General features: G+C 68.8%; 23 protein-coding genes. 12 read left to right on the forward strand and 11 right to left on the reverse strand.

All coding sequences use genetic code 11. The features are described 5' to 3' along the window. Window positions 1–14 precede the first annotated feature (14 nt). The 4 genes from LGM42_RS06430 to LGM42_RS06445 all read left to right on the forward strand — a co-directional run bounded on the left by LGM42_RS06430 (window position 15) and on the right by LGM42_RS06445 (window position 6,976). The gene (locus tag LGM42_RS06430; protein WP_059583447.1) at window positions 15–1,124 is read left to right on the forward strand and encodes an efflux RND transporter periplasmic adaptor subunit; all 1,110 of its coding nucleotides are present in this window, start codon (window positions 15–17) and stop codon (window positions 1,122–1,124) included. Further along, window positions 1,121–4,267: an efflux RND transporter permease subunit gene (locus LGM42_RS06435; protein ID WP_226231826.1), complete on the forward strand. Its 3,147-nt coding sequence runs from the start codon at window positions 1,121–1,123 to the stop codon at window positions 4,265–4,267. The genes LGM42_RS06430 and LGM42_RS06435 overlap by 4 nt, the downstream gene beginning before the upstream one ends. A 2-nt stretch (window positions 4,268–4,269) precedes the next feature. Next, window positions 4,270–5,823, forward strand: a complete 1,554-nt coding sequence (locus LGM42_RS06440; RefSeq protein ID WP_060318686.1) for an efflux transporter outer membrane subunit — start codon at window positions 4,270–4,272, stop codon at window positions 5,821–5,823. 124 nt (window positions 5,824–5,947) lie between these two features. After that, complete coding sequence (locus LGM42_RS06445; protein ID WP_060318689.1) at window positions 5,948–6,976, forward strand: MerR family transcriptional regulator; 1,029 nt, start codon at window positions 5,948–5,950, stop codon at window positions 6,974–6,976. Between the two features lie 121 nt (window positions 6,977–7,097). Here LGM42_RS06445 and LGM42_RS06450 read toward each other — a convergent pair whose 3' ends face one another. Together LGM42_RS06450 and LGM42_RS06455 are read right to left on the reverse strand one after the other, a co-directional pair. Further along, window positions 7,098–7,622: a M949_RS01915 family surface polysaccharide biosynthesis protein gene (locus LGM42_RS06450; RefSeq protein ID WP_226231827.1), complete on the reverse strand. Its 525-nt coding sequence runs from the start codon at window positions 7,620–7,622 to the stop codon at window positions 7,098–7,100. Between the two features lie 78 nt (window positions 7,623–7,700). Next, window positions 7,701–9,083 (reverse strand): sigma-54 interaction domain-containing protein, encoded by a 1,383-nt coding sequence (locus LGM42_RS06455; RefSeq protein ID WP_226231828.1) that lies wholly within the window; start codon window positions 9,081–9,083, stop codon window positions 7,701–7,703. A gap of 253 nt (window positions 9,084–9,336) precedes the next feature. On the opposite strand from LGM42_RS06455, the gene LGM42_RS06460 reads away from it, so the two are divergent. From LGM42_RS06460 to LGM42_RS06470, 3 genes are read left to right on the forward strand one after another with little or no spacing between them, the layout of a single operon-like run. Continuing rightward, window positions 9,337–10,221 (forward strand): MBL fold metallo-hydrolase, encoded by an 885-nt coding sequence (locus LGM42_RS06460; RefSeq protein WP_059583456.1) that lies wholly within the window; start codon window positions 9,337–9,339, stop codon window positions 10,219–10,221. 33 nt (window positions 10,222–10,254) lie between these two features. Beyond that, window positions 10,255–11,922: a bifunctional protein tyrosine phosphatase family protein/NAD(P)/FAD-dependent oxidoreductase gene (locus tag LGM42_RS06465; protein WP_059583458.1), complete on the forward strand. Its 1,668-nt coding sequence runs from the start codon at window positions 10,255–10,257 to the stop codon at window positions 11,920–11,922. Between the two features lie 18 nt (window positions 11,923–11,940). Continuing rightward, window positions 11,941–12,747 carry a sulfite exporter TauE/SafE family protein gene (locus tag LGM42_RS06470; protein ID WP_226231829.1) on the forward strand — a complete coding sequence of 269 codons (807 nt, stop codon included), beginning with the start codon at window positions 11,941–11,943 and terminating at the stop codon, window positions 12,745–12,747. Between the two features lie 103 nt (window positions 12,748–12,850). On the opposite strand, the gene LGM42_RS06475 is transcribed toward LGM42_RS06470, so the two are convergent. From LGM42_RS06475 to LGM42_RS06490, 4 genes are all read right to left on the reverse strand, one after another. After that, on the reverse strand, window positions 12,851–13,672 hold the full coding sequence (locus LGM42_RS06475) for an ABC transporter permease subunit (protein ID WP_059583461.1): 822 nt from the start codon (window positions 13,670–13,672) through the stop codon (window positions 12,851–12,853). Next, window positions 13,669–14,595, reverse strand: coding sequence for an ABC transporter permease subunit (locus LGM42_RS06480; RefSeq protein WP_059498848.1), 927 nt, complete (start codon window positions 14,593–14,595; stop codon window positions 13,669–13,671). Before LGM42_RS06480 ends, LGM42_RS06475 begins: the two co-directional genes overlap by 4 nt. After that, window positions 14,592–15,752: an ABC transporter ATP-binding protein gene (locus LGM42_RS06485; RefSeq protein ID WP_059583465.1), complete on the reverse strand. Its 1,161-nt coding sequence runs from the start codon at window positions 15,750–15,752 to the stop codon at window positions 14,592–14,594. The genes LGM42_RS06480 and LGM42_RS06485 overlap by 4 nt, the downstream gene beginning before the upstream one ends. Window positions 15,753–15,838: 86 nt before the next feature. Next, window positions 15,839–16,933, reverse strand: coding sequence for a polyamine ABC transporter substrate-binding protein (locus LGM42_RS06490; protein WP_059645918.1), 1,095 nt, complete (start codon window positions 16,931–16,933; stop codon window positions 15,839–15,841). 418 nt (window positions 16,934–17,351) lie between these two features. Here LGM42_RS06490 and LGM42_RS06495 point away from each other — a divergent pair, with 418 nt between their 5' ends. After that, a complete protein-coding gene (locus LGM42_RS06495) occupies window positions 17,352–17,555 on the forward strand; it encodes a DUF1289 domain-containing protein (RefSeq protein WP_060318703.1) in 204 nt (67 codons plus the stop codon). 76 nt (window positions 17,556–17,631) lie between these two features. Here LGM42_RS06495 and LGM42_RS06500 read toward each other — a convergent pair whose 3' ends face one another. From LGM42_RS06500 to LGM42_RS06510, 3 genes are all read right to left on the reverse strand, one after another. Then, window positions 17,632–18,273, reverse strand: a complete 642-nt coding sequence (locus tag LGM42_RS06500; protein ID WP_059583469.1) for an OmpW/AlkL family protein — start codon at window positions 18,271–18,273, stop codon at window positions 17,632–17,634. 65 nt (window positions 18,274–18,338) lie between these two features. Next, window positions 18,339–19,529 carry an NAD(P)H-dependent flavin oxidoreductase gene (locus tag LGM42_RS06505; protein ID WP_060318707.1) on the reverse strand — a complete coding sequence of 397 codons (1,191 nt, stop codon included), beginning with the start codon at window positions 19,527–19,529 and terminating at the stop codon, window positions 18,339–18,341. 123 nt (window positions 19,530–19,652) lie between these two features. After that, complete coding sequence (locus LGM42_RS06510) at window positions 19,653–21,089, reverse strand: aldehyde dehydrogenase family protein (RefSeq protein ID WP_059583475.1); 1,437 nt, start codon at window positions 21,087–21,089, stop codon at window positions 19,653–19,655. 267 nt (window positions 21,090–21,356) lie between these two features. Here LGM42_RS06510 and LGM42_RS06515 point away from each other — a divergent pair, with 267 nt between their 5' ends. From LGM42_RS06515 to LGM42_RS06525, 3 genes are all read left to right on the forward strand, one after another. Further along, window positions 21,357–21,722: a hypothetical protein gene (locus LGM42_RS06515; protein WP_027784520.1), complete on the forward strand. Its 366-nt coding sequence runs from the start codon at window positions 21,357–21,359 to the stop codon at window positions 21,720–21,722. A gap of 211 nt (window positions 21,723–21,933) precedes the next feature. Beyond that, window positions 21,934–22,506, forward strand: a complete 573-nt coding sequence (locus LGM42_RS06520) for a hypothetical protein (protein ID WP_226232040.1) — start codon at window positions 21,934–21,936, stop codon at window positions 22,504–22,506. A gap of 15 nt (window positions 22,507–22,521) precedes the next feature. Further along, on the forward strand, window positions 22,522–23,118 hold the full coding sequence (locus LGM42_RS06525; protein ID WP_226231830.1) for a polysaccharide deacetylase family protein: 597 nt from the start codon (window positions 22,522–22,524) through the stop codon (window positions 23,116–23,118). On the opposite strand, the gene LGM42_RS06530 is transcribed toward LGM42_RS06525, so the two are convergent. After that, entirely contained in the window at window positions 23,115–24,080 is a 966-nt protein-coding gene (locus LGM42_RS06530) for a phosphotransferase (protein ID WP_226231831.1), read from the reverse strand. The genes LGM42_RS06525 and LGM42_RS06530 overlap by 4 nt on opposite strands. Before the next feature lie 25 nt (window positions 24,081–24,105). Here LGM42_RS06530 and LGM42_RS06535 point away from each other — a divergent pair, with 25 nt between their 5' ends. Then, window positions 24,106–24,795, forward strand: coding sequence for a cephalosporin hydroxylase family protein (locus LGM42_RS06535; RefSeq protein WP_059645933.1), 690 nt, complete (start codon window positions 24,106–24,108; stop codon window positions 24,793–24,795). Here LGM42_RS06535 and LGM42_RS06540 read toward each other — a convergent pair. Next, window positions 24,752–25,960, reverse strand: coding sequence for a glycosyltransferase (locus LGM42_RS06540; RefSeq protein WP_124863573.1), 1,209 nt, complete (start codon window positions 25,958–25,960; stop codon window positions 24,752–24,754). The genes LGM42_RS06535 and LGM42_RS06540 overlap by 44 nt on opposite strands. Between the last annotated feature and the right edge of the window lie 2 nt (window positions 25,961–25,962).

The following is a 25,962-nucleotide window of genomic DNA, read 5'->3' on the forward strand; positions in this document are numbered from 1 at the left end:
CACCTGGGGGTTTCGTGAATCGCTCCGGTTCCCGCGCCGCGCTGCTGATCGGCGCCGCGCTCGTCCTTGCCGCCTGTCATCCGAAAGAATCCGCGCCGCCCGCCCCGCGCCCCGTCGTCGCGCTGCCCGCACGGGCCGACACCGCCGCGGCCGCGCGCACGCTGCCCGGCGACATCCAGCCGCGCTATGCCACCCCGCTGTCGTTCCGCATCGCCGGCAAGATCATCGAGCGCCGGGTGCGGCTCGGCGATACGGTGAAGGTCGGCCAGGTCGTCGCGCTGCTCGATCCGTCCGACGTCGAGAAGAACGCCGCGAGTGCGCAGGCGCAACTCGATGCCGCGACGCACAGCCTCGCGTTCGCGAAGCAGCAGCTCGACCGCGATCGCGCGCAGGCCCGCGAAAACCTGATCGCGACCGCGCAGCTCGAACAGACCCAGAACAGCTACACGTCGGCGCTCGCGCAACGCGACCAGGCGCAGCAGCAGCTCGCGCTCGCGAAGAACCAGCTCCGCTACGCGACGCTCGTCGCCGATCACGCGGGCACCATCACCGCCGAACAGGCCGACACCGGCCAGAACGTGTCGGCCGGCCAGCCGGTCTACCAGCTCGCGTGGTCGGGCGATGTCGACGTGGTGAGCGACGTGCCCGAGGCCGCGCTCGCGTCGCTCGCGCCCGGTCATGCGGCCACCGTCACGCTGCCGTCGCTGCCGGGGCGCCAGTTCGCCGCGAAGGTGCGCGAAATCGCGCCGGCCGCCGATCCGCAAAGCCGCACCTGGCGCGTGAAGCTCACGCTCGGTACGCCCGACCCCGCGATCCGGCTCGGGATGACCGCGGACGTCGCGTTCGCCGGCGCGCCGGTTGCCGGCGACGCGCAGCCGATCACGCTGCCCGCCACCGCGCTGTTCCACGACGGCGCGCAGCCGGCCGTGTGGGTCGTGCGCACCAAGGACGACACGCTCGAGTTGCGCCGCGTCGACGTCGCGCGCTTCAACGAGCGCACCGTCACCGTGTCGCGCGGGCTGCAGCCGGGCGAGCGCGTCGTGCTGCAGGGCGTGCATACGGTCAGCGCGGGCGAGAAGGTGCGCGCGATCGCGCCGCTGCATCCGGAGGACTTCGCATCGTGAGCGTCTCCCACGAAGAAGGCCGCTTCAACCTGTCCGCCTGGGCGCTGCGCCACCAGGCGCTGGTCGTCTACCTGATCGCGCTCGCGACGCTCGCGGGCATCCTCGCTTACACGCGGCTCGCGCAATCCGAAGACCCGCCGTTCACGTTCCGCGTGATGGTGATCCGTACCTTCTGGCCCGGCGCGAGCGCGCGGCAGGTGCAGGAACAGGTGACCGACCGGATCGGCCGCAAGCTGCAGGAAACGCCGGCCATCGACTTCCTGCGCAGCTATTCGCGCCCGGGCGAATCGCTGATCTTCTTCACGATGAAGGATTCGGCGCCCGTGAAGGACGTGCCCGAGACCTGGTACCAGATCCGCAAGAAGGTGGGCGACATCGGCTATACGCTGCCGCCCGGCGTGCAGGGTCCGTTCTTCAACGACGAATTCGGCGACGTCTACACCAACATCTGGACGCTCGAGGGCGACGGCTTCACGCCCGCGCAACTGCACGACTACGCGGACCAGTTGCGCACCGTGCTGCTGCGCGTGCCGGGCGTCGGCAAGGTCGACTATTTCGGCGACCCCGACCAGCGGATCTTCATCGAGGTCAACAACGCGCAACTCACGCGCCTCGGCATCTCGCCGCAGCAGCTCGGGCAGGCGATCAACGCGCAGAACGACATCTCGTCGGCCGGCGTGCTGACGACCGCCGACGATCGCGTGTTCGTGCGGCCGAGCGGCCAGTTCGACAACGTCGCCGCGATCGCCGATACGCTGATCCGCATCAACGGCCGCACGTTCCGGCTCGGCGATCTCGCGACGGTCAGGCGCGGCTACGACGATCCCCAGGTTACGCAGATGCGCGCGAACGGCCATGCGGTGCTCGGCATCGGCGTGACGATGCAGCCGGGCGGCGACGTGATCCGGCTCGGCAAGGCGCTCGACGCCGAATCGAAGGATCTGCAGGCGCAACTGCCGGCCGGCCTGAAGCTGACCGAAGTATCGAGCATGCCGCACGCGGTCTCGCACTCGGTCGACGACTTCCTCGAAGCCGTCGCCGAAGCGGTCGCGATCGTGCTGGTCGTGAGCCTCGTGTCGCTCGGGCTGCGCACCGGGATGGTCGTCGTGATCTCGATTCCGGTCGTGCTCGCGGTCACCGCCCTCTTCATGTACCTGTTCGACATCGGGCTGCACAAGGTGTCGCTCGGCACGCTCGTGCTCGCGCTCGGGCTGCTCGTCGACGACGCGATCATCGCGGTCGAGATGATGGCCGTGAAGCTCGAACAGGGCTACAGCCGCGCGCGCGCCGCCGCCTTCGCGTACACCAGCACCGCGTTCCCGATGCTGACGGGCACGCTCGTCACGGTATCGGGCTTCCTGCCGATCGCGCTCGCGAAATCGAGCACCGGCGAATACACGCGCTCGATCTTCGAGGTGTCGGCGATCGCGCTGATCGCGTCGTGGTTCGCGGCCGTCGTGCTGATCCCGCTGCTGGGCTATCACATGCTGCCCGAGCGCAAGCGGCACGCGCACGAGGCGCACCTGCCCGACGATCACGAGCACGACATCTACGACACCCGCTTCTACCGGCGGCTGCGCGGCTGGATCGACTGGTGCATCGAGCGGCGCTTCGTCGTGCTGCTGATCACGGGCGCGCTGTTCGTCGTCGCGCTGATGGGCTTCACGCTCGTGCCGCAACAGTTCTTCCCGAGCTCCGACCGGCCCGAGCTGCTGGTCGACCTGCGGCTGCCCGAAGGTGCGTCGTTCGCGGCGACGCTGCGCGAGACCGAGCGCCTCGAGAAGGTGATCGACAAGCGTCCCGAGATCGACCATTCGGTGAACTTCGTCGGCAGCGGCGCGCCGCGCTTCTACCTGCCGCTCGATCAGCAGTTGCAACTGCCGAACTTCGCGCAGTTCGTGATCACCGCGAAATCGGTCGAGGATCGCGAGAAGCTCGCGGCCTGGCTCGAAACCACGCTGCGCGACAAGTTCCCGGCCGTGCGCTGGCGGCTGTCGCGGCTCGAGAACGGCCCGCCGGTCGGCTATCCGGTGCAGTTCCGCGTGAGCGGCGACAGCATCGCGACGGTCCGCTCGATCGCCGAGAAGGTCGCGGCGACGATGCGCGGCGACGCGCGCACGGTCAACGTGCAGTTCGACTGGGACGAGCCGGCCGAGCGCTCGGTGCGCTTCGAGCTCGACCAGAAGAAGGCGCGCGAGCTGAACGTCACGTCGCAGGACGTGTCGAGCTTCCTCGCGATGACGCTGTCCGGCACGACCGTCACGCAGTATCGCGAGCGCGACAAGCTGATCGCCGTCGACCTGCGCGCGCCGCGCGCCGACCGCGTCGATCCGGCGAAGCTCGCGGGCCTCGCGCTGCCGACGCCGAACGGCCCCGTGCCGCTCGGCTCGCTCGGCCGCTTCACGCCGACGCTCGAATACGGCGTCGTGTGGGAGCGCGACCGCCAGCCGACCATCACCGTGCAATCCGACGTGCGCGCCGGCGCACAGGGCATCGACGTCACGCACGCGGTCGACGCGAAGCTGAACGCGCTGCGCGCGCAGTTGCCGGTCGGCTACCAGATCAACATCGGCGGCTCGGTCGAGGAAAGCGCGAAGGCGCAGGCATCGATCAACGCGCAGATGCCGCTGATGGCGATCGCCGTGTTCACGCTGTTGATGATCCAGCTGCAAAGCTTCTCGCGCGTGCTGATGGTCGTGCTGACCGCGCCGCTCGGGCTGATCGGCGTGGCCGCGACGCTGCTGCTATTTGGCCAGCCGTTCGGCTTCGTCGCGATGCTCGGCGTGATCGCGATGTTCGGGATCATCATGCGCAACTCGGTGATCCTGGTCGACCAGATCGAGCAGGACATCGCGGCCGGCCACGGCCGCGTCGACGCGATCATCGGCGCGACCGTGCGGCGCTTCCGCCCGATCACGCTGACGGCCGCGGCCGCCGTGCTCGCGCTGATCCCGCTGTTGCGCTCGAATTTCTTCGGGCCGATGGCGACCGCGCTGATGGGCGGCATCACGAGCGCCACCGTGCTGACGCTGTTCTACCTGCCTGCGCTGTACGCGACGTGGTTCCGCGTGAAGCGCGACGAACGCGACCCTCGGGACGGCCCGCCGCCAGGCGCCACGTCTGCCGCGCCGTCGGGAACCTGACCATGAATCGATCGATGACCCTGAAAACGAAAACCGTTCGGGCGCTCGCGGCGGCGAGCCTCGCCGGCCCGCTCGCGGGCTGCGCATGGTTCGCGCCGAGCGGCGAGCCGCCCGCGATGCCGTCGCCCGCGCACTACGGCGCCGCGCCGCAGGTCGAGCAGACCGTGTCCGCGCAAGGCGTCGCGCAGCAGTTCGAGGTCGGCGCACAGCCGGTGCCGGACTGGTGGAAACAGTACCGTTCCGATGCGCTGAACGCGCTCGTCGACGAAGGGCTGCGCAACAGCCCGACGCTGAGCGCGGCGTCGCATTCGCTCGATGCCGCGCGCGAACAGTTGCGCGGGCAGATCGGCAGCTCGATGCTGCCGTCGATCGACGCGGTCGGCCAGGCCGCACGCCAGCGCGCGCTCGGCGTGCCGATTCCCGCGCTCGGCGCGCCGACGCTGCTGTACGACACGTTCGTCGGGCAACTGCAGGCGAGCTACACGGTCGACCTGTTCGGCGTGTCGCGCTTCGGGAACCGCGCGCTCGCGAAACGCGTCGACGTCAGCGCGTTCCAGCTCGAATCCGCGCGGCGTGCGCTGGCCGCGAACATCGTCACCGCGTCGATCACCGTGTCGGTGCTCAATGCGCAGATCGAGACCACCGAGCGGCTCGTCGCGCTCGCGAACGACCAGGCGCACGACGCCGAGCGCCGTTACGCGCTCGGTTCGGCATCGCGCAGCGACGCGCTCAATGCCCGGCAAAGCGCCGACACGTTCGCGGCGAGCCTGCCCGCGCTGCGCCAGCAGCGCGACTCGGCGCGCCATGCGCTCGCGGTGCTGGTCGGCCGCACGCCCGACCGGCCGCCGGCCGATCTCGCGCTCGCCGACCTGCACCTGCCCGAACAGGTGCCCGTCGTCGTGCCGTCGGACCTGCTGCAAAGCCGCCCGGACATCCAGGCCGCCGACGCGGGGCTGAAGGCCGCCGCCGCCGAAGTGGGCCTCGCGACCGCGCAGATGTTCCCGCAACTGTCGCTGTCGGCGGCGATGGGCAAAGGCGGCTTCAGCTGGCCGGCGATGCTGTCGGGCGCCGGCGCGATCTGGAACGTCGGCGCGTCGCTGAGCCAGCCGATCTTTCACGGCGGCGCGCTGCTCGCGCAGCGCCGCGCGGCGAAGGCGACTTACGAGGCCGCGGTCGACCAGTACAAGCAGGCGGTGCTCGGCGCGTTCCAGAACGTCGCCGATTCGCTCGCGGCGCTCGAGCACGACGCGCAAGCGCTCGATGCGTCGTCGCGCGCCGCGCTGTCCGCACGGGGCGCATACGACGACGCGGCCGCCCGCGTGCGGCTCGGCGCGCTGCCGCCGTCGGCCGCGCGCGCGAGCGAGTTGCAGTACCGCAATGCGCGGCTCGACGAGATTCGCGCGACCGGTGCGCGGCTCGCGGATACCGCGCGGCTTTACCAGGCGATGGGCACGCCGCCGGCCGGCAAGGACGCGCCGTCCGACAAGGCCGGCAACGCCGCCGGCGACACTGCGACCGGCAAGGAAGCACGCGCCGCCGCGCCTTCGGCGCAATAACCGCCCCCCCGGATCGGACGCGCGTGCGGCTACCCGCCACGCGCGTCCGATCGCCGATCTTCCGCTTGACCCTCACGTAGCGTAACGTTCGAGACTCCAGTGTGCGCACCGAACGGAGGAACGAATGCGGCTGAAAGTGGGAGAACTGGCGAAACGCAGCGGGCTGACCGTCCGCACGCTTCATCACTATCACGCCATCGGCCTGCTGACGCCTTCGGCGCGCGCCGACAACGGCTACCGGCTGTACGACCGCGACGACATCGCCCGGCTCCACCAGATCCAGGCCCTGCGTCGCTTCGGACTGTCGCTCGCCGAAATCGGCGACTACCTGAACCAGCCCGGCACCCCGCTCGTCGATCTCGTCGCGAAGCAGATCGCGTCGCTCGACCGCCAGCTCGCGCAAACCGCGCAGCTGCGCGAGCGGCTCGCGAGCCTGCACGCGCAGCTCGCGGCGGGCACCGAGCCGGAACTGGCCGATTGGCTCACCACACTGGAGTTGATGACCGTGTACGACAAATATTTCTCCGAGGAAGAACTCGCGCGCCTGCCGATGTACCAGAAGAGCCAGGCCGGCGACGCGGAATGGATCGCGCTCGTCGCGCAAGTTCGTGCGCTGCACGAGGCGGGCGTGCCCGCCGAGGACGAGCGCGTGCGTGCGCTCGCCGCGCGCTGGATGGCGCTGCTGGTGCGCGACACGAACAACGATCCGCGGCTGCTCGCGAAACTGAACCTGATGCACGAGCAGGAGCCGTCGATGCAGTCGAAGATCGGCATCTCGACCGCGTTGCGCGACTACGTGCTGCGCGCATCGTCGGAAACGAAGATGCGGCTCTTCGAGAAGTACCTCACGCCGGACGAGATCCGCTTCATGCGGGCGCACTACGCCGAACGCGCGATGGAATGGCCGCAACTGATGGCCGACGTGCGCGACGCGATCGATGCGGGCACGCCGCCCGATTCGCCGCAAGGCCGCGCGCTCGCGCAGCGCTGGCTCGAGCTGTTCCGCAGCTACGCGGGCGACGATCCTGCCACGCACGCGAAATTCCGTCAGGCGCTGATGAACGAGCCGGCGCTGACGAAGGACTCGTGGACCGACGACACGCTGCTCGGTTTCATGCGCGCAGCGATGGCGCAGTTGGCGCCGGTGCGTTGATCGCATGACGGGCGGGCGGCGAGCTGTTTCCCGTTTGCCGCCCGTTTCGCCATTGGCGGCCGGTATCGCGCGCTCACCGGCCGGGCGTCCGGCCAGCGCCCGTTCACGCCAATAACCCACCCTAGTCGCTGCGCATGCTGATCCCGCGCCAGCGCTTCGTCATGTAGCGCAGAAGCGCGGGCTGCGCCTTCAGGTCCGCGTTCGGCACGGGCGCCGCGCCGCCGTCGACCAACTTGCCGTTGACCGTCACGGTTTCCTCGCCGCGCAGCACGTACTTCGTCCCCGCGTCGATCAGGAAATACTTGACCTGATCGGCACTCACGTCGCCGCGGCAACCGATCTTGTACGCGAACAGGAACTGCTTGCGGCCGGTGCCGAGCAGGTCGCGCATCTCGATCGATTTCGGCACGACGTCGAGAATCACGTCGACCGGGCAATCCTTCACGTAGTCGCGCACCGTCCAGTCGGGGCGGCCGTCGAGCGTCGCGGATACCTTGAGCTCGACGTCGCCGCCGGATACGGTTCTGGCGAGCGTCACGGCATGCGCGCCGGCCGCGTCGGTCCACGTGTAATCGGCCGCCTGTACGGGATTGGACAGCACTGCCGCCGTGAGAAACAGGCCAGGCAAAAGGAAGCGTATTTTCATCGGCGACGGGGTGAGAATCGAACGCGCCATTATCGACGAAGCCGCGTGCCGCCGACAGCCTCGCGCGACACCCGCCGTTCAGCGCTCCCGCGTACCGAGACCGAGCGCCTTCATCCGCCGGTACAGCGTCCGTTCGCTCAATCCGAGCCGCTCGGCGAGCGCCTTGCGCGTGCCGTCGAACGCGCGCGCGATGCGCACGAGCTCCGCGTCCGACACACCGCGCGTGTCCGCCGCCTGCACGTGCGGCGCCGCCGCGGCCGCGACCAGCTCGGCCGGCAGGTGTTCGACGCGAATCGTCCCGTCGTCCGCGAACAGGCACGCGCGTTCGAGCACGTTGCGCAGCTCGCGGATGTTGCCGGGCCACGCATACGCGTCGAGGCATGCGCGCGCGCGTTCGGTCAACGTGAACGGCCGGGCATTCGCGTCGCCCGCCTTGCCGCGCGCGTTCGCGATTCGCCGCAGGATCGATTCGGCCAGCAGCGCGACGTCGCCCCGCCGTTCGCGCAGCGCCGGCAGCGGAATCGGAAATGCGTTGATCCGGTAGTAGAGATCCTGCCGGAACCGGCCGTCGTCGATCATCTCGCGCAGCGGCTTGTGGGTGGCCGCGACGAGCCGGAAATCGGCGCGCAGCGCCTCGACGCCGCCGACACGCCGGAACGTCCCCGATTCGATCAGCCGCAGCAGCTTCACCTGCATCGGCAGCGGCACGTCGCCGATCTCGTCGAGAAACAGCGTGCCGCCCTGCGCGGTTTCGACGAGGCCCGGCTTGCGCTGGTTCGCGCCCGTGAACGCCCCCTTCTCGTAGCCGAACAGCTCGCTCTCGAACAGCGTCTCGGCGATCCCCGAGCAATCGACGACGACGAACGGCCCCATCGCGCGGTCGCTCGCCTCGTGCAACGCGCGGGCGAACAGCTCCTTGCCGGTGCCCGATTCGCCGAGCAGCAGCACCGGCAGCGTCGAGGGTGCCACGCGCTGCAGCGCGCCGAGCGCCGCGTTGAACGCGTCCGAGCCGCCGACGAGCCCTTCCGCGCTCGGCTGCGCGGACGCGCTGCGCACCGTCGTCAGCCGCTCGACATACGCGATCACGGTGCCGTGCGCATCGAAGATCGGCCGCAGTTCGACGTCGACATGCTCGGGGCCGCGCGGCGTGTGATGGATGTGCAGCACGCGGTTCAGCCCGCGCGATTCGAGCGCCTGCTTCATCGGGCAATGCTCGCCGGCCTGGTCGCACGGCACGTCGTAGTGATGCGACACCTGGAAACAGTGCCGGCCCACGTGCTCGACGCCGGCCACACCGAACTGGCTCCGGTACGCGTCGTTCGCCGCGAGGATCCGGTAGTCGGGATCGACCACGATCATCGGCTGCGGGTCCTGCTCGAGATACGCGACGAGTGCGCGTACGTCGGGCATCGCGTCGTGGCGCGGGGCGGGGACGATCGGAATGGTGTCGTGCGGATTCATGCGGCGGCTCGCTCGGCGAAGGGGCGCCCGGACGGACTGCCAGGCAGGCTGCCAATTCTGCCACGACACTGCCAGTTGTGGCAGTCATCGTCGTCAACCGGATGTCGCCGCCGCCCTCAGCGGGCCGCCGATGCACCGAAAAACCGAGCCGAATCAAGTCCTTGCCACATCGGTGGACGCTGCACCGCAGGTTGGCACGCTTCTTGAAGTAAAGATCGCGATTGCAGATGCAGAACCCGATCGAGGACACCCCGTGAGCCACGCCCCCGCCCTGTCGGTCGAAGGTTTTTTCGACCCGGCGACCCACACCGTCAGCTATCTCCTGCTCGATACGGCGAGCCGCGCTTGCGCGCTGATCGACAGCGTGCTCGACTACGACCCGAAATCCGGCCGCACACGCACCGCCAGCGCCGACCGGCTGATCGCGCGCGTCGCCGAACTCGGCGCGACCGTGCACTGGCTGCTGGAAACGCACGTGCACGCCGACCACCTGTCGGCCGCGCCGTATCTGAAAGCGCGGCTCGGCGGCCGGATCGCGATCGGCTCGCACGTGCGTCGCGTGCAGCACGTGTTCGGCACGCTGTTCAACGCCGGCCCCGGCTTCGCGGAAGACGGCCGCCAGTTCGACCGGCTCGTCGACGACGGCGACACGCTCGCGCTCGGCGCGCTGACGATCCGCGCGCTGCACACGCCGGGCCACACGCCCGCGTGCATGACCTACTGCGTGGACGATGCGACACAGCGCGCGGCGTTCGTCGGCGACACGCTGTTCATGCCCGACTACGGCACGGCCCGCTGCGACTTCCCCGGCGGCGACGCGCGCACGCTGTACCGCTCGATCGCGCGCGTGCTCGCGCTGCCGCCCGACACGCGCCTGTATCTGTGCCACGACTACCAGCCGGGCGGCCGCGACGTGCAGTTCGTGACGACCGTCGCCGAGCAGCGCCGCGCGAACGTGCACGTGAAGGACGGCGTGACCGAGGACGATTTCGTCGCGATGCGCACCGCGCGCGACGCGACGCTCGACATGCCCGTGCTGATGCTGCCGTCCGTGCAGGTCAACATGCGCGCCGGCCACCTGCCCGAACCCGAGAACAACGGCGTGCGCTACCTGAAGATCCCGCTCGACGCGATCTGAGCCGTGCGCCCCGCCCATCCGGAGAACCCCGACATGACCATCCGCAAGCTGACCGACACGCTGTCGGTCTCGCCGCAGATCGCGGCGGCCGACCTGCCCGCGCTTCACGCGGCGGGCATCCGCGCGATCATCTGCAACCGGCCCGACGGCGAAGGCGCCGACCAGCCGACCGTCACCGAGATCCGCGCGGCCGCCGCGCCGCTCGGCATCGACGTGCATTACCTGCCGGTCGATACCGGCAAGGTAACCGACGACCAGGCCGCGCAGTTCGGTGCGCTGCTTGCGTCGCTCGACGGGCCCGTGCTTGCGTACTGCCGCAGCGGCACGCGTTCGGCCACGCTGTGGGCGCTGTCGCAAGCCGGGCTGCGGCCGCTGGACGACCTCGTGGCAGCCGCCGGCGCGGCTGGCTACGATCTGAGCGCACTCGCCTCGCGTATCGCGCCAGGCGGCCGCCGGACGGCGCCGACCGTGGACGCACGGCACGACATCGTGATCGTCGGCGCCGGTGCGGCGGGCATCGCGGTCGCGTCGAGCCTGCTCGCGCGCGACGCGTCGCTCGACATCGCGGTGATCGATCCGGCCGACGTCCACTATTACCAGCCCGGGTGGACGATGGTCGGCGCGGGCGTGTTCCAGCCCGGCACCACCGCGCGGCCAATGACCGACGTGCTGCCGCGCGGCGTGCAGCGGATCCAGGCCGCCGTCGCGGGCTTCGAGCCCGACGCGCATGCGGTCGTGCTCGACGGCTGCCGGCGCATCGGCTATCGCAAGCTCGTCGTGTGCCCGGGGCTCAAGCTCGACTGGCACGCGATCGACGGCCTCGCCGACACGCTCGGCCGCAACGGCGTCACGTCGAACTACCGCTACGATCTCGCGCCGTACACGTGGGAACTCGTGCGGGCGTTCCGCGGCGGCAATGCGCTCTTCACGCAACCGCCGATGCCGATCAAGTGCGCGGGCGCGCCGCAAAAGGCGATGTACCTGTCATGCGACCACTGGCGGCGCGCGGGCCGACTCGCGGCCGCGAACGTCGAATTCCTCAATGCGGGCGGCGCGCTGTTCGGCGTCGCCGATTACGTGCCCGCGCTGATGGAGTACGTGAAAAGCTACGACATCGCGCTGTCGTTCGGCCACAACCTCGTCGCGATCGACGGGCCCGCGCGCCGTGCGACGTTCTCGCGCGCGCTGCCGGAAGGCGGCAAGGAAACCGTCGAGCGCGCGTTCGACATGATCCACGTCGTGCCGCCGCAGAAGGCGCCGGACTTCGTGCGCGCGAGCCCGCTCGCCGACGCGGCCGGCTGGATCGACGTCGATCCGGCGACGCTGCGGCACAAGCAGTTTCCGGACATCTACGCGCTCGGCGACGTCACCAACACGACCAATGCGAAAACGGCCGCGGCCGCCCGCAAGCAGGCGCCCGTCGTCGCGCACAACCTGCTCGCGTCGCTCGGCCGCGCGCACGGCGACGCGGTGTACGACGGCTACGGCTCGTGCCCGCTCACCGTCGAGCGCGGCAAGATCGTGCTCGCCGAGTTCCTGTACGGCGGCAAGGTCGCGCCGACCTTCCCCGCATGGCTGATCGACGGCAAGCGCCCGTCGCGGCTCGCATGGCTGCTCAAGGAGCGCGTGCTGCCGCCGCTCTACTGGAAGGCGATGCTCAAGGGCCGCGAATGGCTCGCGAAGCCCGCGATCGCACGCTGACCGGAGCGCGATGACGTCATGCTGATTTCCCTCGTGCTCGGCGGTTTCGTCGGCGCCGTGCTCGGCCTGACCGGCGCCGGCGGCGGCATTCTCGCGGTGCCCGCGCTCGTCGTCGGAATGAGCTGGCCGATGCAGCAGGCCACGCCCGTCGCGCTCGTCGCGGTGGCCGGCAGCGCCGCGCTCGGCGCGCTCGAAGGCTTTCGCCGTGGGCTCGTGCGCTATCGCGCCGCGCTGCTGATGGCCGTGGCCGGCGTGCCGCTGACCACGCTCGGCGTGCGGCTCGCGCACGTGCTGCCGCAGCGCCTGCTGCTCGCGCTGTTCGCGCTGACGATGCTGGTCGTCGCCGGCCGCCTGTTGCGACAGGCGCTGCGGCGGCAGGCGGCCGATGCGGACGCGTCGCCGCTGTGCGTCGGCCGCGTGAATCCCGATACGGGCCGGCTCGTGTGGTCGTGGCCCGTGGGCATCGCGCTGGCGTCGACCGGCGCGGTCACGGGCTTGATGACGGGATTGCTCGGTGTCGGTGGCGGCTTCGTGATCGTGCCGATGCTGCGCAAGTTCACGAACGTGTCGATGCATGGGGTGGTCGCGACGTCGCTGATGGTGATCGCGCTGGTCGGCACCGGCGGCGTGTTGGCCACGCTCGTGTCGGGCACGCGCGCGCCGCTCGACGTGACGCTGTGGTTCACCGTCGCGACCGCGATCGGGATGGCGATCGGCCGCGGCGCGTCGCGCCACCTCGCCGCGCGGCACGTGCAGGCCGGGTTCGCGGCCGTGCTCGTGTGCGTCGCGCTGGGGTTGCTGGCGAAGGCGGCGTTCGGCGCATGAACGCCGGCGACGGGCCGGCGATCGTGACGCGCCGCCAAACAAAACGCCCGGCCCGACTCGTCGTCGGCACCGGGCGTTTTTCATCACGGCCGCAACCGGCGCGTCAGGCGGCGAATCCCGCCATCCGCTTGCGTTCCTGACGCAGCATCACGAAGTTCGCGATCACGACGCCGGCCGTCACCGCGATGATGAACAGCGTCGCGAGCGCGTTCATCTCCGGGTTCAGGCCGAGGCGCACGCGCGAGAACACGACGAGCGGCAGCGTCGTCGAGCCGGGGCCCGACAGGAACGCCGACAGCACGAGGTCGTCGATCGACAGCGTGAACGACAGCAGCCAGCCGGCGATCAACGCCTGCGAGATCAGCGGCAGCGTGATCGTGAAGAACACCTTCAACGGCGTCGCGCCGAGATCGAGCGCGGCTTCTTCCAGCGACGGATTCAGCTCGCGCACGCGCGACTGCACGATGATCGCGACGTAGGAAATGCACAGCATCACGTGGCCGAGCCAGATCGTGAACACGCCGCGCTCGGCCGGCCAGCCGATCCACTTCGCGAGTTCGATGAACAGCAGCAGCAGCGAGATCCCCTGGATCACCTCGGGGATCACGAGCGGCGCGTTGATCATCCCGCTGAACAGCGCGAAGCCGCGAAAGCGCCCCATCCGCGCGAGCACGAAGCCGGCCCACGTGCCGATGAACACCGACGCGAACGCGGTCAGCACGCCGATCTTCAGCGACAGCCACGCGGCCGTCAGCAACTCGTCGTCCTCGACGAGCGCCGCGTACCAGCGGAACGAAAAACCCGACCACACGGTGACGAGCTTCGACTCGTTGAACGAATAGACGATCAGGCTGAGGATCGGGATGTACAGGAACGCGAAGCCGACGAACAGCGCCGCGAACTGCAGGTAGCGATTCGGCTTCATCGGCGGCCTCCCTGTTCCTTCGCCTGGAAGTGCTGGAACATCGCCATCGGCACGAGCAGCAGCAGCACCATCGCGCAGGTCACGGCCGACGCCATCGGCCAGTCCGCGTTGTTGAAGAACTCGTTCCACATCACGCGGCCGATCATCAGCGTATTCGCGCCACCGAGCAGCTCCGGAATCACGTACTCGCCGACCGCCGGGATGAACACCAGCAGGCAGCCCGCGATGATCCCGTTCTTCGACAGCGGCAGCGTGATCTGCACGAACGCCTTCCACGGCTTCGCGCCGAGGTCGTACGCGGCTTCGAGCAGGCGCAGGTCCATCTTCACGAGGTGCGCGTAGAGCGGCATCACCAGGAACGGCAGGTACGAATACACCATCCCGATGTACACCGCGTAGTTCGTGCGGTACAGCTCGATCGGCGTATGGGTGAGCCCGATCCACATCAGGAAGTTGTTCAGCAGCCCGTTGTTCTTCAGGATGCCGATCCACGCGTACACGCGGATCAGGAACGACGTCCAGAACGGCAGCATCACGCCCATCATCAGCAGGTTGCGGGTGGCCGGGTTCGAGCGCGCGATGTAATACGCCATCGGATAGCCGAGCAGCAGGCACAGCAGCGTCGTGATCGCGGCGACCCACACCGAGTTCACGTAGGTCGCGAAATACAGGCTGTCGGTCAACAGGAACGCGTAGTGCGACAGGTTCAGCGCGATGTGCACGACGCCGTCCGCGTACGACGCGAGTTCCGTATACGGCGGGATGCCGAGCTGCAGCTCCGCGAAGCTGATCTTCACGACCAGCACGAACGGCACGAGGAAGAACAGCACGAGCCACGTGAACGGGCCGGCCACGACCGCCGTGGCGCCCGTCAGGTTGAAGCGCCGCACCGGCCACTCGAGCAGGGACTTGAACGCGTTCATGACGTCAGCACCACGCCGGCGGTCGCGCTCCAGCGCACGTAGATCTCGTCGGCGAGCGCCGGCGTGTCGAGTTCGGAAATCGCGAGGCTCGACACGTTCGCGATCACCGTCTTGCCCCCGTCGAGCTTCACGTGATACAGCGAATAGCCGCCCATGTACGCGACGTTGCTGATCCGGCCGCGCGCCCAGTTGAACGCGCCTTCGGGCGGCTTGCGCGTGAGCGCGATCCGCTCGGGGCGCACCGACACCGTGACCGGCATCCCGAGCGGGCCCGAGATCCCGTGGCTCACGTACAGCCGGCTCGGCAGCTCCGGCGATTCGATGTACACGTGATCGGGCTCGTCCTCGACCGTCACGCCGTCGAACAGGTTCGTCGAGCCGATGAATTCGGCCGAGAAGCGGCTGTTCGGGTATTCGTACACTTCGTTGGGCGAGCCGATCTGCACGATCTGGCCTTCGCTCATCACCGCGAGCCGGTTCGCCATCGTCATCGCCTCTTCCTGGTCGTGCGTGACCATGATGCACGTGACGCCGACCTTGTTCAGGATGTTGACGAGCTCGATCTGCGTGCGCTGGCGGATCTGCTTGTCGAGCGCCGACATCGGCTCGTCGAGCAGCAGCAGCTTCGGGCGCTTGACCAGCGAGCGGGCCAACGCGACACGCTGCTGCTGGCCGCCGGACAACTGGTGCGGCTTGCGCTTCGCATACTTGCCCATCTGCACGAGTTCGAGCGCGGACGCGACACGCGCCTTCAGTTCGGCCTTCGGCGTGCCTTCCTGCTTGAGGCCGAACGCGACGTTCGACTCGACCGACATGTGCGGGAACAGCGCATACGACTGGAACATCATGTTCACGGGCCGCTTGTACGGCGGCATCTGCGCGAGGTCCTCGCCGTCGATCAGGATCTTGCCCGACGTGACCGTCTCGAGGCCCGCGAGCATCCGCAGCAACGTCGACTTGCCGCATCCCGAGCTGCCGAGCAGCGCGAACAGCTCGCCCTGGCGCACGGTCAGGTTGACGCTGCGCACGGCTTCGGTGTCGCCGAATTTCTTGACGACGTCGACGATCTGGATGAAGTTCTCGGCGCGCGCATCGGCGCCGGAGGAGGAAACGGAGAACGGCGCGCCCGCAACTGGCGCGCCCGACTGGCTATTCATGATGTGCTGCTTCTCTCCTGCGTTAGACGAACAAAGCCCCCGGGGGCACCAGGGGCTTCATGACCGCGGGTTCACTTCGGCTCGCGTCAGCGGCCCGACTTCAACTCGGTCCACAGACGCGTCTGCAGACGCTGGATTTCAGGCGGCAGCGGCTTGAGCAGGAACAGCGTCTTCACGACGTCGGCCGGCGGGTAGACGGCCGGGTCGTTCGCGACGTCGGGCCGCACGTACTTGCGTGCCTCGGTGTTGGCGCTCGGGTAGTACACCGCGTTGGTGATCGCCGCGTGCACCTTCGGATCCTCGATGTAGTTGATCCACTGCAGCGCGGCTTCCTTGTTCTTCGCGTCCTTCGGGATCGCCATCACGTCGAACCACACCGGCGCGCCGCCCTTCGGAATGTAGTACTCGACCTTGTACGGCTTCTTCGCCTCGATCGCGCGATGCTTCGCGATCACGACGTCGCCCGACCAGCCGAACGCGAAGCAGATGTCGCCGCCGACCAGGTCGTTGATGTAGCCCGACGAGTTGAATTGGGTGATGTACGGGCGGATCTTCTTCAGCACGTCCATCGCGGCCTTGTAGTCGGCCGGGTTCGTGCTCATCGGATCCTTGCCGATGTAGTGCAGCGTCGCCGCGAACATCTGGTCGGGCGCGTCGAGCACCGACACGCCGCAGGTCTTCAGCTTCGCGATGTTTTCCGGCTTGAACAGGATGTCCCAGTTGTCGAGCGGCACCTTGCCGAGCGCCTGCTGCGCCTTCGTCAGGTTGTACGCGAGACCGGTCGTGCCGTACGCCCAGGGCACCGAGTACTTGTTGCCCGGATCCGCGCCGGCGACGAGCGCCATCAGTTGCGGATCGAGGTACTTGAGGTTCGGCAGCTTCGACTTGTCGAGCGGCGCGAAGATGCCGGCGGCGATCTGCTTGCCCGCGTAGTTGCTGGTCGGCACGACGATGTCGTAGCCCGAGCTGCCCGTCAGCAGCTTCGCCTGCAGCGTGTCGTCGCTGTCGTAGTTGTCGTAGCGGACCTTGACGCCCGTCTGCTTCTCGAAGTTCGGGATCGTGTCCTTCGCAATGTAGTCCGACCAGTTATAGACATTGAGCTGCGTATCCTTCGCCGCTGCCGCCGATGCGCCCACGCACAGCGCGAGCGCCGCGAACCGGCCCACTACCTTTGCTTTCATCCCGTTCTCCCTTCGGCCGGACGCATTGCCCGGCTGCCGTCTGCCTCGTCATGGCGGCGCATTCCGGCGCGCCGCCCCTCGAAAACCCCGAAAACTACCATCATTCGCGCCCCGTCACAAAAAAATCATGCCGGTGTCGCGCAAACGGAACAGATTCCCGCCGCCGGTCGGTCGAGCCGCCCGTGCGGCGGGGCGTTCCGGGGGAATTCTATCGGGTAATCGGCGCTTGTCCACCGGCAAAAACGGACGACGGAGAATCCGCGTTTGCATGGCGCACGGCCCGTTCGACGGCCGCGCGCAACGCCGGCCCGTACTGTCGCGCTCCCGCGCCGGGACGGCATGCGGGCGGCAACGTCCGGCCGGGCCGCCGCGATGCATTAAAATGGCGGCTGACGATTCAACTGCGCGAACCCTGCCGATGGCCTCCAATCTTCACGACCTCCCCGACAGCCCCTGCATCGGCGTGTGCTCGACGCTTTTCGACGAAGTCTGCAAGGGCTGCGGCCGCACGGCCGCCGAAGTCTCGAACTGGGTGTTCCTGAGCGACGACGAAAAGCGGGCGGTGTGGGAACGCATCACGCACGAAGGCACCGCGATGCGCTTCCAGTACGACAAGCTGTAAATCCGCGCGCACAAAAAAAGAGCGGCATGCCGACCGCCATGCCGCCAACCCCAACTCTGTTCTTTTACAGTCGCGTCTAGAACTTCATCCCGACGCCCACGCCGACGATCAGCGGATCGATGTGCAGCGTGCCGATGCCCTTGTCGCCCAACGTCGCATCGGTGCTCATCCAGATCTTCTTCACGTCGACGTTCATGAACACCTTCTTCGTCAACTGCACGTCCACGCCGAACTGCAGCGCGGGGCCGAAGCTGCTCTTGTTGATCGACACGCCCTCCCCGCCGACGTTGAGCCCGTTGTTGTAGAAGTACGTGTAGTTCAACCCGGCGCCGACGTACGGACGCACCTTGCCCGCATGGTTGAAGTGATACTGCAGCAAGAGCGTCGGCGGCAGCACGCCCACGCCGCCGAGATTGCCGAGGCTCGACGTCATCTGGTGCCGCGACGTGCCGAGAATCAGTTCCACGCCGAGGTAGTCGCGGATCATGTACGTGAAGTCGAGCTCGGGCACGATCGCGTTGTTCACGCCCGTGTTGATCGCGCCGAGCGTGTCGCTCGCGCGTTCGTTCGGCTGGATGCTGATCGCGCGAAGCCGAACCAGTACGTCACCCTGGTTGATGCCGTCCCCCGGCGATGCCGCGTACGACAGCGACGGCATCGCGAGGACGCTCGCCGCGACGGCGGCGGTGGTGACACAAGTTCGAATCGTTTTATGCATGGTACGGACCCCCAAAGAATGGTTTCCATTCTCCCTGTAGGGTCTTTTCGTCATCTTGATATTGGTCAAGCCAGCGTAAACGTGGGACGGTTTGCCGCAGGCTCGGTCGCACTGCCCGTCAGCAGCAGGTCGAGCAGATCGCGCACGCTGCGGATCGCGCGGCCGAACGGCAACGCTTCCCGGCCGCGGAAGAACAGCCCGTTCGCGATGTCGCCGCGCAGCGCGGCCGCGAGCCGCGTGTCGATGCAGAAGTGGCCGAATTTCTCGATGCCGTCGCGCAGCCCGCATACGCTCAGGCATTCGAGCGCGGTCGGGCAACGCTGCCTGAACGCGCCGAGCTTGTTGCGAATGCGCGTCTCGTTGCGCAGGTAACGATCGAGCCACGGCGTCTTCACCGCGCGTGCCGGCAGCCCCGTCACGCTGACGAATTCGACGATGTCGTCGGGCGTCGCATCGGCAAGCACGCGCTTGAAACGCGGATGCGCATCGCCCTCTTCGGTCACCGCGAACGGCGTCCCGACCTGCACGCCGTTCGCGCCGGCCGCGAACGCCGCGCGCACCGTGTCGTGGCTGTTGATCCCGCCGGCCACGATCAGCGGGATCGTGTCGCGGGCGACACCGAGCGACGCCATCACCTGCGCGGTCTCGTCGAGCACGCGCGCGAAATCGAAGCGGCTGTCGTGCATGTCGTCGAGCTGCGTGACGCCGAGGTGGCCGCCCGCGTGCGCCGGATGCTCGATCACGATCGCATCGGGCAAACGGCCCTTCTTCATCCACTTCTTCAGCACCAGCGCGATCCCGCGGCTGTCCGACAGGATCGGGATCAGCGCGATGTCGCGCCCTTGCGTGAGGTCGGGCAGATCGAGCGGCAGGCCCGCGCCCATCACGATCGCGTCCGCGCCCTCGTCGCACGCGACCCGCACGTAGTCCGCATGCGCGCTCACCGCCTTCATCACGTTGACCGCGATCATCCCGCGCCCTTCGCTGTACGTTTTCGCGAGACGGATCTCGCGCGCGAGCGCGTCGAGGTTCGCCGCCTCGAGCGTCGCGCGATCGGGTTGCGCGCGGCAACGCGCGAGCAAATCCGCATGATGGTGGCGCAGGTCGATGCTCGCGATCGTGCCGACCGCGCCTTCGCGCGCGACGCTGCCCGCCAGCCGGTGCGCGGAGATGCCGACGCCCATGCCGCCCTGCACGACGGGCAGCAAGGTGCGGCCGCGGATCGTCAGCGGCGGAAAGGAAGTGCGTACGGTCATCTGAAACCTCGTCGGAACATCGGAACCGCGATGATCGACGATCCACCGCCGCGCACCTTGACGGCCGTCAAGAAAAAAACGGCACGCGAGCGTGCCGTTTCCGATTCGGGCCGCGAGCGGCGTTCAGGCCGGCTTCGCCGGCTTCAACTGTATCGACTTGTACTCGAGATACTCTTCGAGCCCGTACACGCCGTTCTCGCGGCCGTACCCCGACTGCTTGAAGCCGCCGAACGGCGCGGCGGCGTTCCACGTGCCGCCGTTGATGTCGACCTGCCCCGTGCGGATGCGGCGCGCGACGCGCATCGCGCGCTCGTCGCTGCCTGCCCACACCGCACCGCCGAGCCCGTACGGCGAATCGTTCGCGATCCGCACGGCCTCGTCTTCATCGCGATACGTGATGATCGACAGCACCGGCCCGAAGATCTCTTCCTGCGCGATCGTCGATTTCGGATCGACGCGCCCGAACACGGTCGGCTTCACGAAGAAACCCTTTTCGAGCCCTGCCGGCAATCCGGTGCCGCCCGTCACGAGTTCCGCGCCTTCGTCGATGCCGCGCTGGATGTACGCCTGCACGCGCTGCTGCTGCGCGGCCGACGCAAGCGCGCCGAGGCGCGTCGCCTCGTGCCGCGGGTCGCCCGCGACGTACGACTCGGCCGCCGCCTTCGCGAGCTCGCGCGCCTCTTCGTAGCGCGCTTGCGGCACCAGCATCCGCGTATGCGCGGAGCAGGTCTGGCCCGCGTTCAGGTAGCACGCGTTGACCGTGCCCTTCACGGCCGTCGCGAAATCGGCATCGTCGAGAATCACCGACGCCGACTTGCCGCCCAGCTCCAGCGCGACGCGCTTGACGCCCGCGGCCGCCAGCTCGGCTACGCGCTTGCCCGCGCGCGTCGAGCCGGTAAACGACACCATGTCGACGTCCGGATCGCTGGCCAGCACCTCGCCGACGACCGGGCCATACCCGCACACCAGGTTGAACACGCCGGCCGGCAGCCCGGCCTCGTGGATCGCTTCGGCGAGCATGAATGCATTCAGCGGCGCGACTTCCGACGGCTTCAGCACCACCGTGCAGCCGGCCGCGAGCGCCGGCGCGACCTTCAGCGTGACCTGATTGAGCGGGTAGTTCCACGGCGTGATCGCCGCGACGACGCCGACCGGCTCGCGCACCACCAGCGAATTGCCGACCCGCGCGTCGAATTCGAACGATTCGGCGAGCTTCGCGTACGCCTTCCAGTTGTAGATCGGGCCGCCGACCTGGATCGCGCGCGACAGCTTGATCGGCATGCCGACTTCGCCGGTGATCGACTGCGCGAGTTCCTCGCTGCGCGCCTGCAGATGCTCGACGATCTTGCGCAGGTAACCCGCGCGCGTCGCGGCCGGCGTGGCCGCCCACGCGTCGAAGGCCGCACGCGCCGCGCGGATCGCGGCCTGCGCGTCGGACGCGACGCCCTCGGGAATCCGGCCGATCACGGCTTCGGTGCCCGAATCGATCACGTCGATCGTGCCCGTGCCGGCCGGTTTGCGCCATGCGCCGTCGATGTAGAACTGGTCGTAGATTTTCATCGTGTTCCGCCTCCAGGGAAGCCGCCATTCTAGCGAGCGTTTCGGTGGCTGGTGTGACGAATGACAGCCATCCGAAAGGACCGGCCAGGCCCCGCGCCGGTGCTCCGCCGCCCGCGCGCATGGCCGGCGGCGCCTTCGTCCGGCCAACGCCGCGTCAGCGTCCACCCGGGTGCGCGGCCGGGCCCGCATCGTGCTATGTTTTTACTATCGGCATCGGCCCGTTGCGGCCGGCGCCGCCCGGAATCGACGCACTTCGTGAGCGCTGCCATGTCCGACGCATCCCATACCCTCGGCTCGCAAGACCGCCTGGAGCTGCTTTGCTGGCTCACCTGCGGCAACCTCGGCGCGTTTTACCTCAACGAATCCTGGCCGGACGCCGCGTTCCAGGTCCAGGCCGCGCACCGCTGGCTCGACCGCCATCACCGCCAGGCCGACTGGCTCGCGGTCGCCAGGCTCGCGGCGCTCGCGCAGGACATCGCGAAGCGGCATGCGGGCTTCGTCGACGCGTCGTGGGCGCGCGACGCGGTCGAGGAAATCGTCGATACCGACGATCTCGACTATCGGGCCAAACTCGTGCAGTGGGTGTACGAGGACTGCTGCAAGGCGCTCGCCGACAAGCGGCTGGCCGATTGAGCCGCGCAAAGGCGGCGTGAAACGTCAGGCAGCGTGATATCGCGGCGGTTTGACGACGCTCGACTGAGCGATTCCGCGCGGCGTCGCGGGGGCGGCAGGCGCACGACCGCCCTTCCGTGTCGCCGCCCCGCGCGAAGCATCATAGAATCGTCGTCGCCGGCAGCTCGGCCGCTGCGGCCCGACATCCCTCTCGAACATGAAGAACACGCGCGTGACGCTCGCCCATCGACTTCTGCTGATCGCCGGCGCCTCGATCGCGCCGATGGCCGGCGCGGGTACCGCCGGTACCGCCGGTACCGCCGGTGCGGCACCCGCGGCCGCGGCGGCCGCGGCCTGCGCCTCGCCTTCGTTCGACCGTTATCCGGCGCCGGCCGCCACCCGCGCGCCACGCAAACCGGCTGGCGCGCCTCGGCTCGCCAGCAGCGAAGCGCGCCTGTACCGCACCGTCATTCGTGACGCATTCGCGCAACCGGCCAATTTTGCCGGTCACTACCGCGTCGCGATCTGGGGTTGCGGAACGGATTGCCGAAACTTCGCGATCCTCGACAAGAACACGGGCGCGACGTACACGATGCCCGGCGTGACGGCCATCTCGGGCGTGATGGGCAACGACGACGAGCGCGTCGACTTCCGTGCCGGCAGCAGGCTGCTGATCGTCGCCGGCTGCTTCAACGACGATTGCGGCGACGGCCACGCGAAAGCGGCCCGCTTCTTCTACGAATGGACCGGCTCCCGGCTGCGTCCGGTCGGCACCTGCCCGCTGGCCATCGAGCCGGTTCAGTGAGCGCCCCTGGCAATCATGACGTCCATTCACCTCAGTTTCGACGACGGCCCCGGCCCGTCGACGCCCGCGCTGCTCGACGTGCTGCGCGACGCCGCGTGCGCGGCGACGTTCTTCGTGCTCGGCCAGCACTTGCCAGGCGCGCTCGACGTCGCGACGAGAATCGCGCGCGAAGGCCACCGGCTCGGCAATCACACCTATTCGCATGCGAGGCCGGGCACGCTCACCGACGCCGCACTGATCGACGAGATCGATGCAACCGATGCGCTGATCCGCGACGTCTACCGCCGCGCCGGCCTTGCCGCGCTCGGCACGATCCCGCTGCGCCTTCCGTACGGGTTGATGCCGCACGACGATCGCGCGGCCGTGCTCGCGCGCCTGCGGCGCGAACACACCGGCTGGACCGCGATACTGGACGACTGGCAGCGGCCGCCCCCGTCACCCCAGGCGCTGTTCGACGCGATGTGCGCGCATGTCGACGCCTGCACGGCGCGGCAGCGCGACGTGCTGTTCTGCCTGCATGACGGGTCGCGGCATGGCGAAGCGCGGCCCAACACGGTCGAAGCCGTGCGCCTGTTCCTGAACCGGCGGCGCGCCGACGCGACGCCCCGCTAACCGGCGGGCACCGCCCCGTCCAGCAACTGGCGCCAGCCGCCAAGGAAACCGATCCCGGGCCCCGGCATCCACAGCCCGCGCTGCGCGGCCTCGAGATGGATCAGCGTCTGATCCGCGCAGAACAGCGTCGTCAGCGCGTCGTGGTTGTCGCGCAGCCACGCTGGCGCCGCATCCGGCCGCGTCGCCGCATAAGCCTCCAGGCCGGCCGTCCATCGCCCGCGGTCGAACACGAAGCCATCGTCCCGGCCCGCATCGCGCGACAGCGCGAACGACGCAAAGGCCGCCTCGAGCCATTGCGCGCCCTGCCCCACGTCGTCGAAATCCAGCACGCCGTTCACCGCGTTGCCGACATACAGCAGGTTGCCCGCGTGATAGTCGCCGTGCAGCCAATGCACCGGCCCCGTCAACCAAGATGCCGCCGCGTCGAGATGCGTGCCGATCCGCCGGATCACCGTGCCGTAGTCGTCGCTCAAGCCGGCCGGCAGCGACGGCATCGCGCGCGCCGCGACGCGCGCATGACGGGCCGACAGCCACGCCAGCGGCGCCGCTTCGCCGGCGGGTATCGCGGCCAGCGCCGCATGCAGATGCGCGAGCGTGCGCATCGCATCGATCGCGCCCGCATGCGGGTCGTCCGGCAGGCCGGGACGGCCGTCGATATGCTCGAACAGATGCAACCAGCTCCCGTCGGGCCTCTGCACGCCGGATTGCGCGTCGACGGTCGGCCGCAGCCGCGGCAGCGCGGGCAGCGTCGACACCGTGCGCGCCTCGCCGAGACGCGCGAGTATCGACGCCTCGCGCCGCATCTGCGCGACCGGCTTGCCGGACCACGACACGCGCAGCACCGTGCGCCCCGCATCGCCCTCGACGAGATACGTTTTGTTAGTATGGCCCGACGCCAGCGCCTGCAGGCGCGCCGGCCCGGTATTCCAGTACCGGTGAAGCCACGATTCCAGCGTTATCACGTCACTCCTACTCGTTGCATCGACCATGTCAGAGCGTCCTTCGGCCCGCATGCGGGACATCAACATCGAATGGCTGACGCGCGCCGCCGAATTCGGCCATCTGTTCCAGACCCGCTGGCTCGGCGAGCGCTTCTTCCATCTGCCCGGCGACATGCTCGCGCTGCAGGAACTCATCTGGCGCGAGCGTCCCGACTGCATCGTGCAGACCGGCATCGCGGCGGGCGGCGGCGTGGTGTTCACCGCGTCGATGCTGGAGCTGGCGGGCACCGATGGCCGCGTCGTCGCGATCGAGCCGCGCCTGCGCGACGAGGTCCGCCAGCGCCTGCACGCGCACCGGCTCGCCCACCGCATGGTGCTGATCGAGGGCGAATCGTGCGCGGCCGACACGCTCGCGTCGGTGCGCGCGCAGATCGGCGACGGCGCGCGCGTGATGGCGATTCTCGATCTCACGCATACGCACGCGCACGTGCTGCGCGAACTCGAATGCTATGCGCCGTTCGTGACGCCCGGCAGCTACGCGATCGTGATGGACACGATCATGGAGTACCTGCCCGAGTCGATGTTCGACGGCAAGCCGTACGGCCGAGGCAACAACCCGGCCACGGCCGCGCGCGAATTTCTTGGCCGCGACGACCGGTTCGAAGTCGACCACGACATCGAGGACCGCGTGCTCATGACGCTGTCGCCAGGCGGCTTCCTGAAGCGAGTGCGCTGATCAGGCGGGCGGCTCGCGCCGAGCCGTCGCACGCGGCATAGCTGTCGCGGATCCGCGCCGCCTGCTCGCGCAACGATCCGGCACGCAACAGGCGTTCGAGCGCGTCGGTAATGGCCGCGACGCCGGCCTGCCGCAGATCGAGCACGCAGCCCGCGCCGGCCCGCTCGACGAAATGCGCCGAATGGAACTGGTCGTTGCAGAACGGCGACAGCAGCATCGGCACGCCGCACGCGAGCGACTCCATCACCGAATTCGCGCCGCCGTGGCTGACGAACGCATGCGTGCGCCGCAGCAGCGCCAGTTGCGGCGCGTAACGTACCGCGATCACGCGTTCGTCGCCGGCAGGCAGCAGATCCGAATCGACCAGTTCGCCCACCGACAGCACCAGTTGCGCGGCCGTCGCACGCGTCGCGTCGATTACCTTCGCGAACACGTCCGGATGGTAGTAAAGCTGGCTGCCGAGCGACATGTAGACGAGCGGGCGATCCGCGTCGAGGCGTTCCCATGGAAACACCGTCTCGTCGCCGCGCGGGCCCGACGGCATCGCGGGGCCGACCAGCTCGACGCCGGGCGGCGGCGCGCCGACCAGCGCGTCGGTCGTGAACGCGAGCGTCAGGTGCGGCGACAGCACGTCGCACCCGCGAAAGCGCGCGTCGAGGCCGTAGCGCGCGAACAGGCGCGTGCGTTCCGGTTCGAGCCATCGCACCGTGCGCAGCAATTCCGAATCGAGATCGTCCGGCAGCACCGGATTCAGCGAATTGGACATCGACACCCACGGCAGCCCTTCCAGCTCGGCGGCAATCGCCGCCGCATAGAGCAGCGGATCGATCACGACCACGTCGGGCTGCCATTCGCGCAGCACCGCGCGAATGCCGTCCACCTGCGCGGGCGCGAGGTCGATCAGCAGCGTGCGGATCCAGTGCCGCAGCCAGTCGGCGTCGCGAATGTTCGCGGCGAAGCTCGCGCCGCGCGACAGGTCGTGGCGCTCGGGCGTCTCGCGCGGCCCGACGAACGCGAAGTCGCCCGCGCCGTCGAGCTGTGCGCTGATGTCGGCCGGCGCATAGAACGCGACGTCGCAGCCGGCGGCGCGCAGATGCTGGGCCGGGCCGATGCACGGATTGACGTGGCCCTTCTCGGGCACCACGCAGAACAGGATGCGTTTCATGA

Source organism: Burkholderia sp. AU39826 (genome assembly GCF_020419965.1).
Lineage (GTDB): Bacteria > Pseudomonadota > Gammaproteobacteria > Burkholderiales > Burkholderiaceae > Burkholderia > Burkholderia semiarida.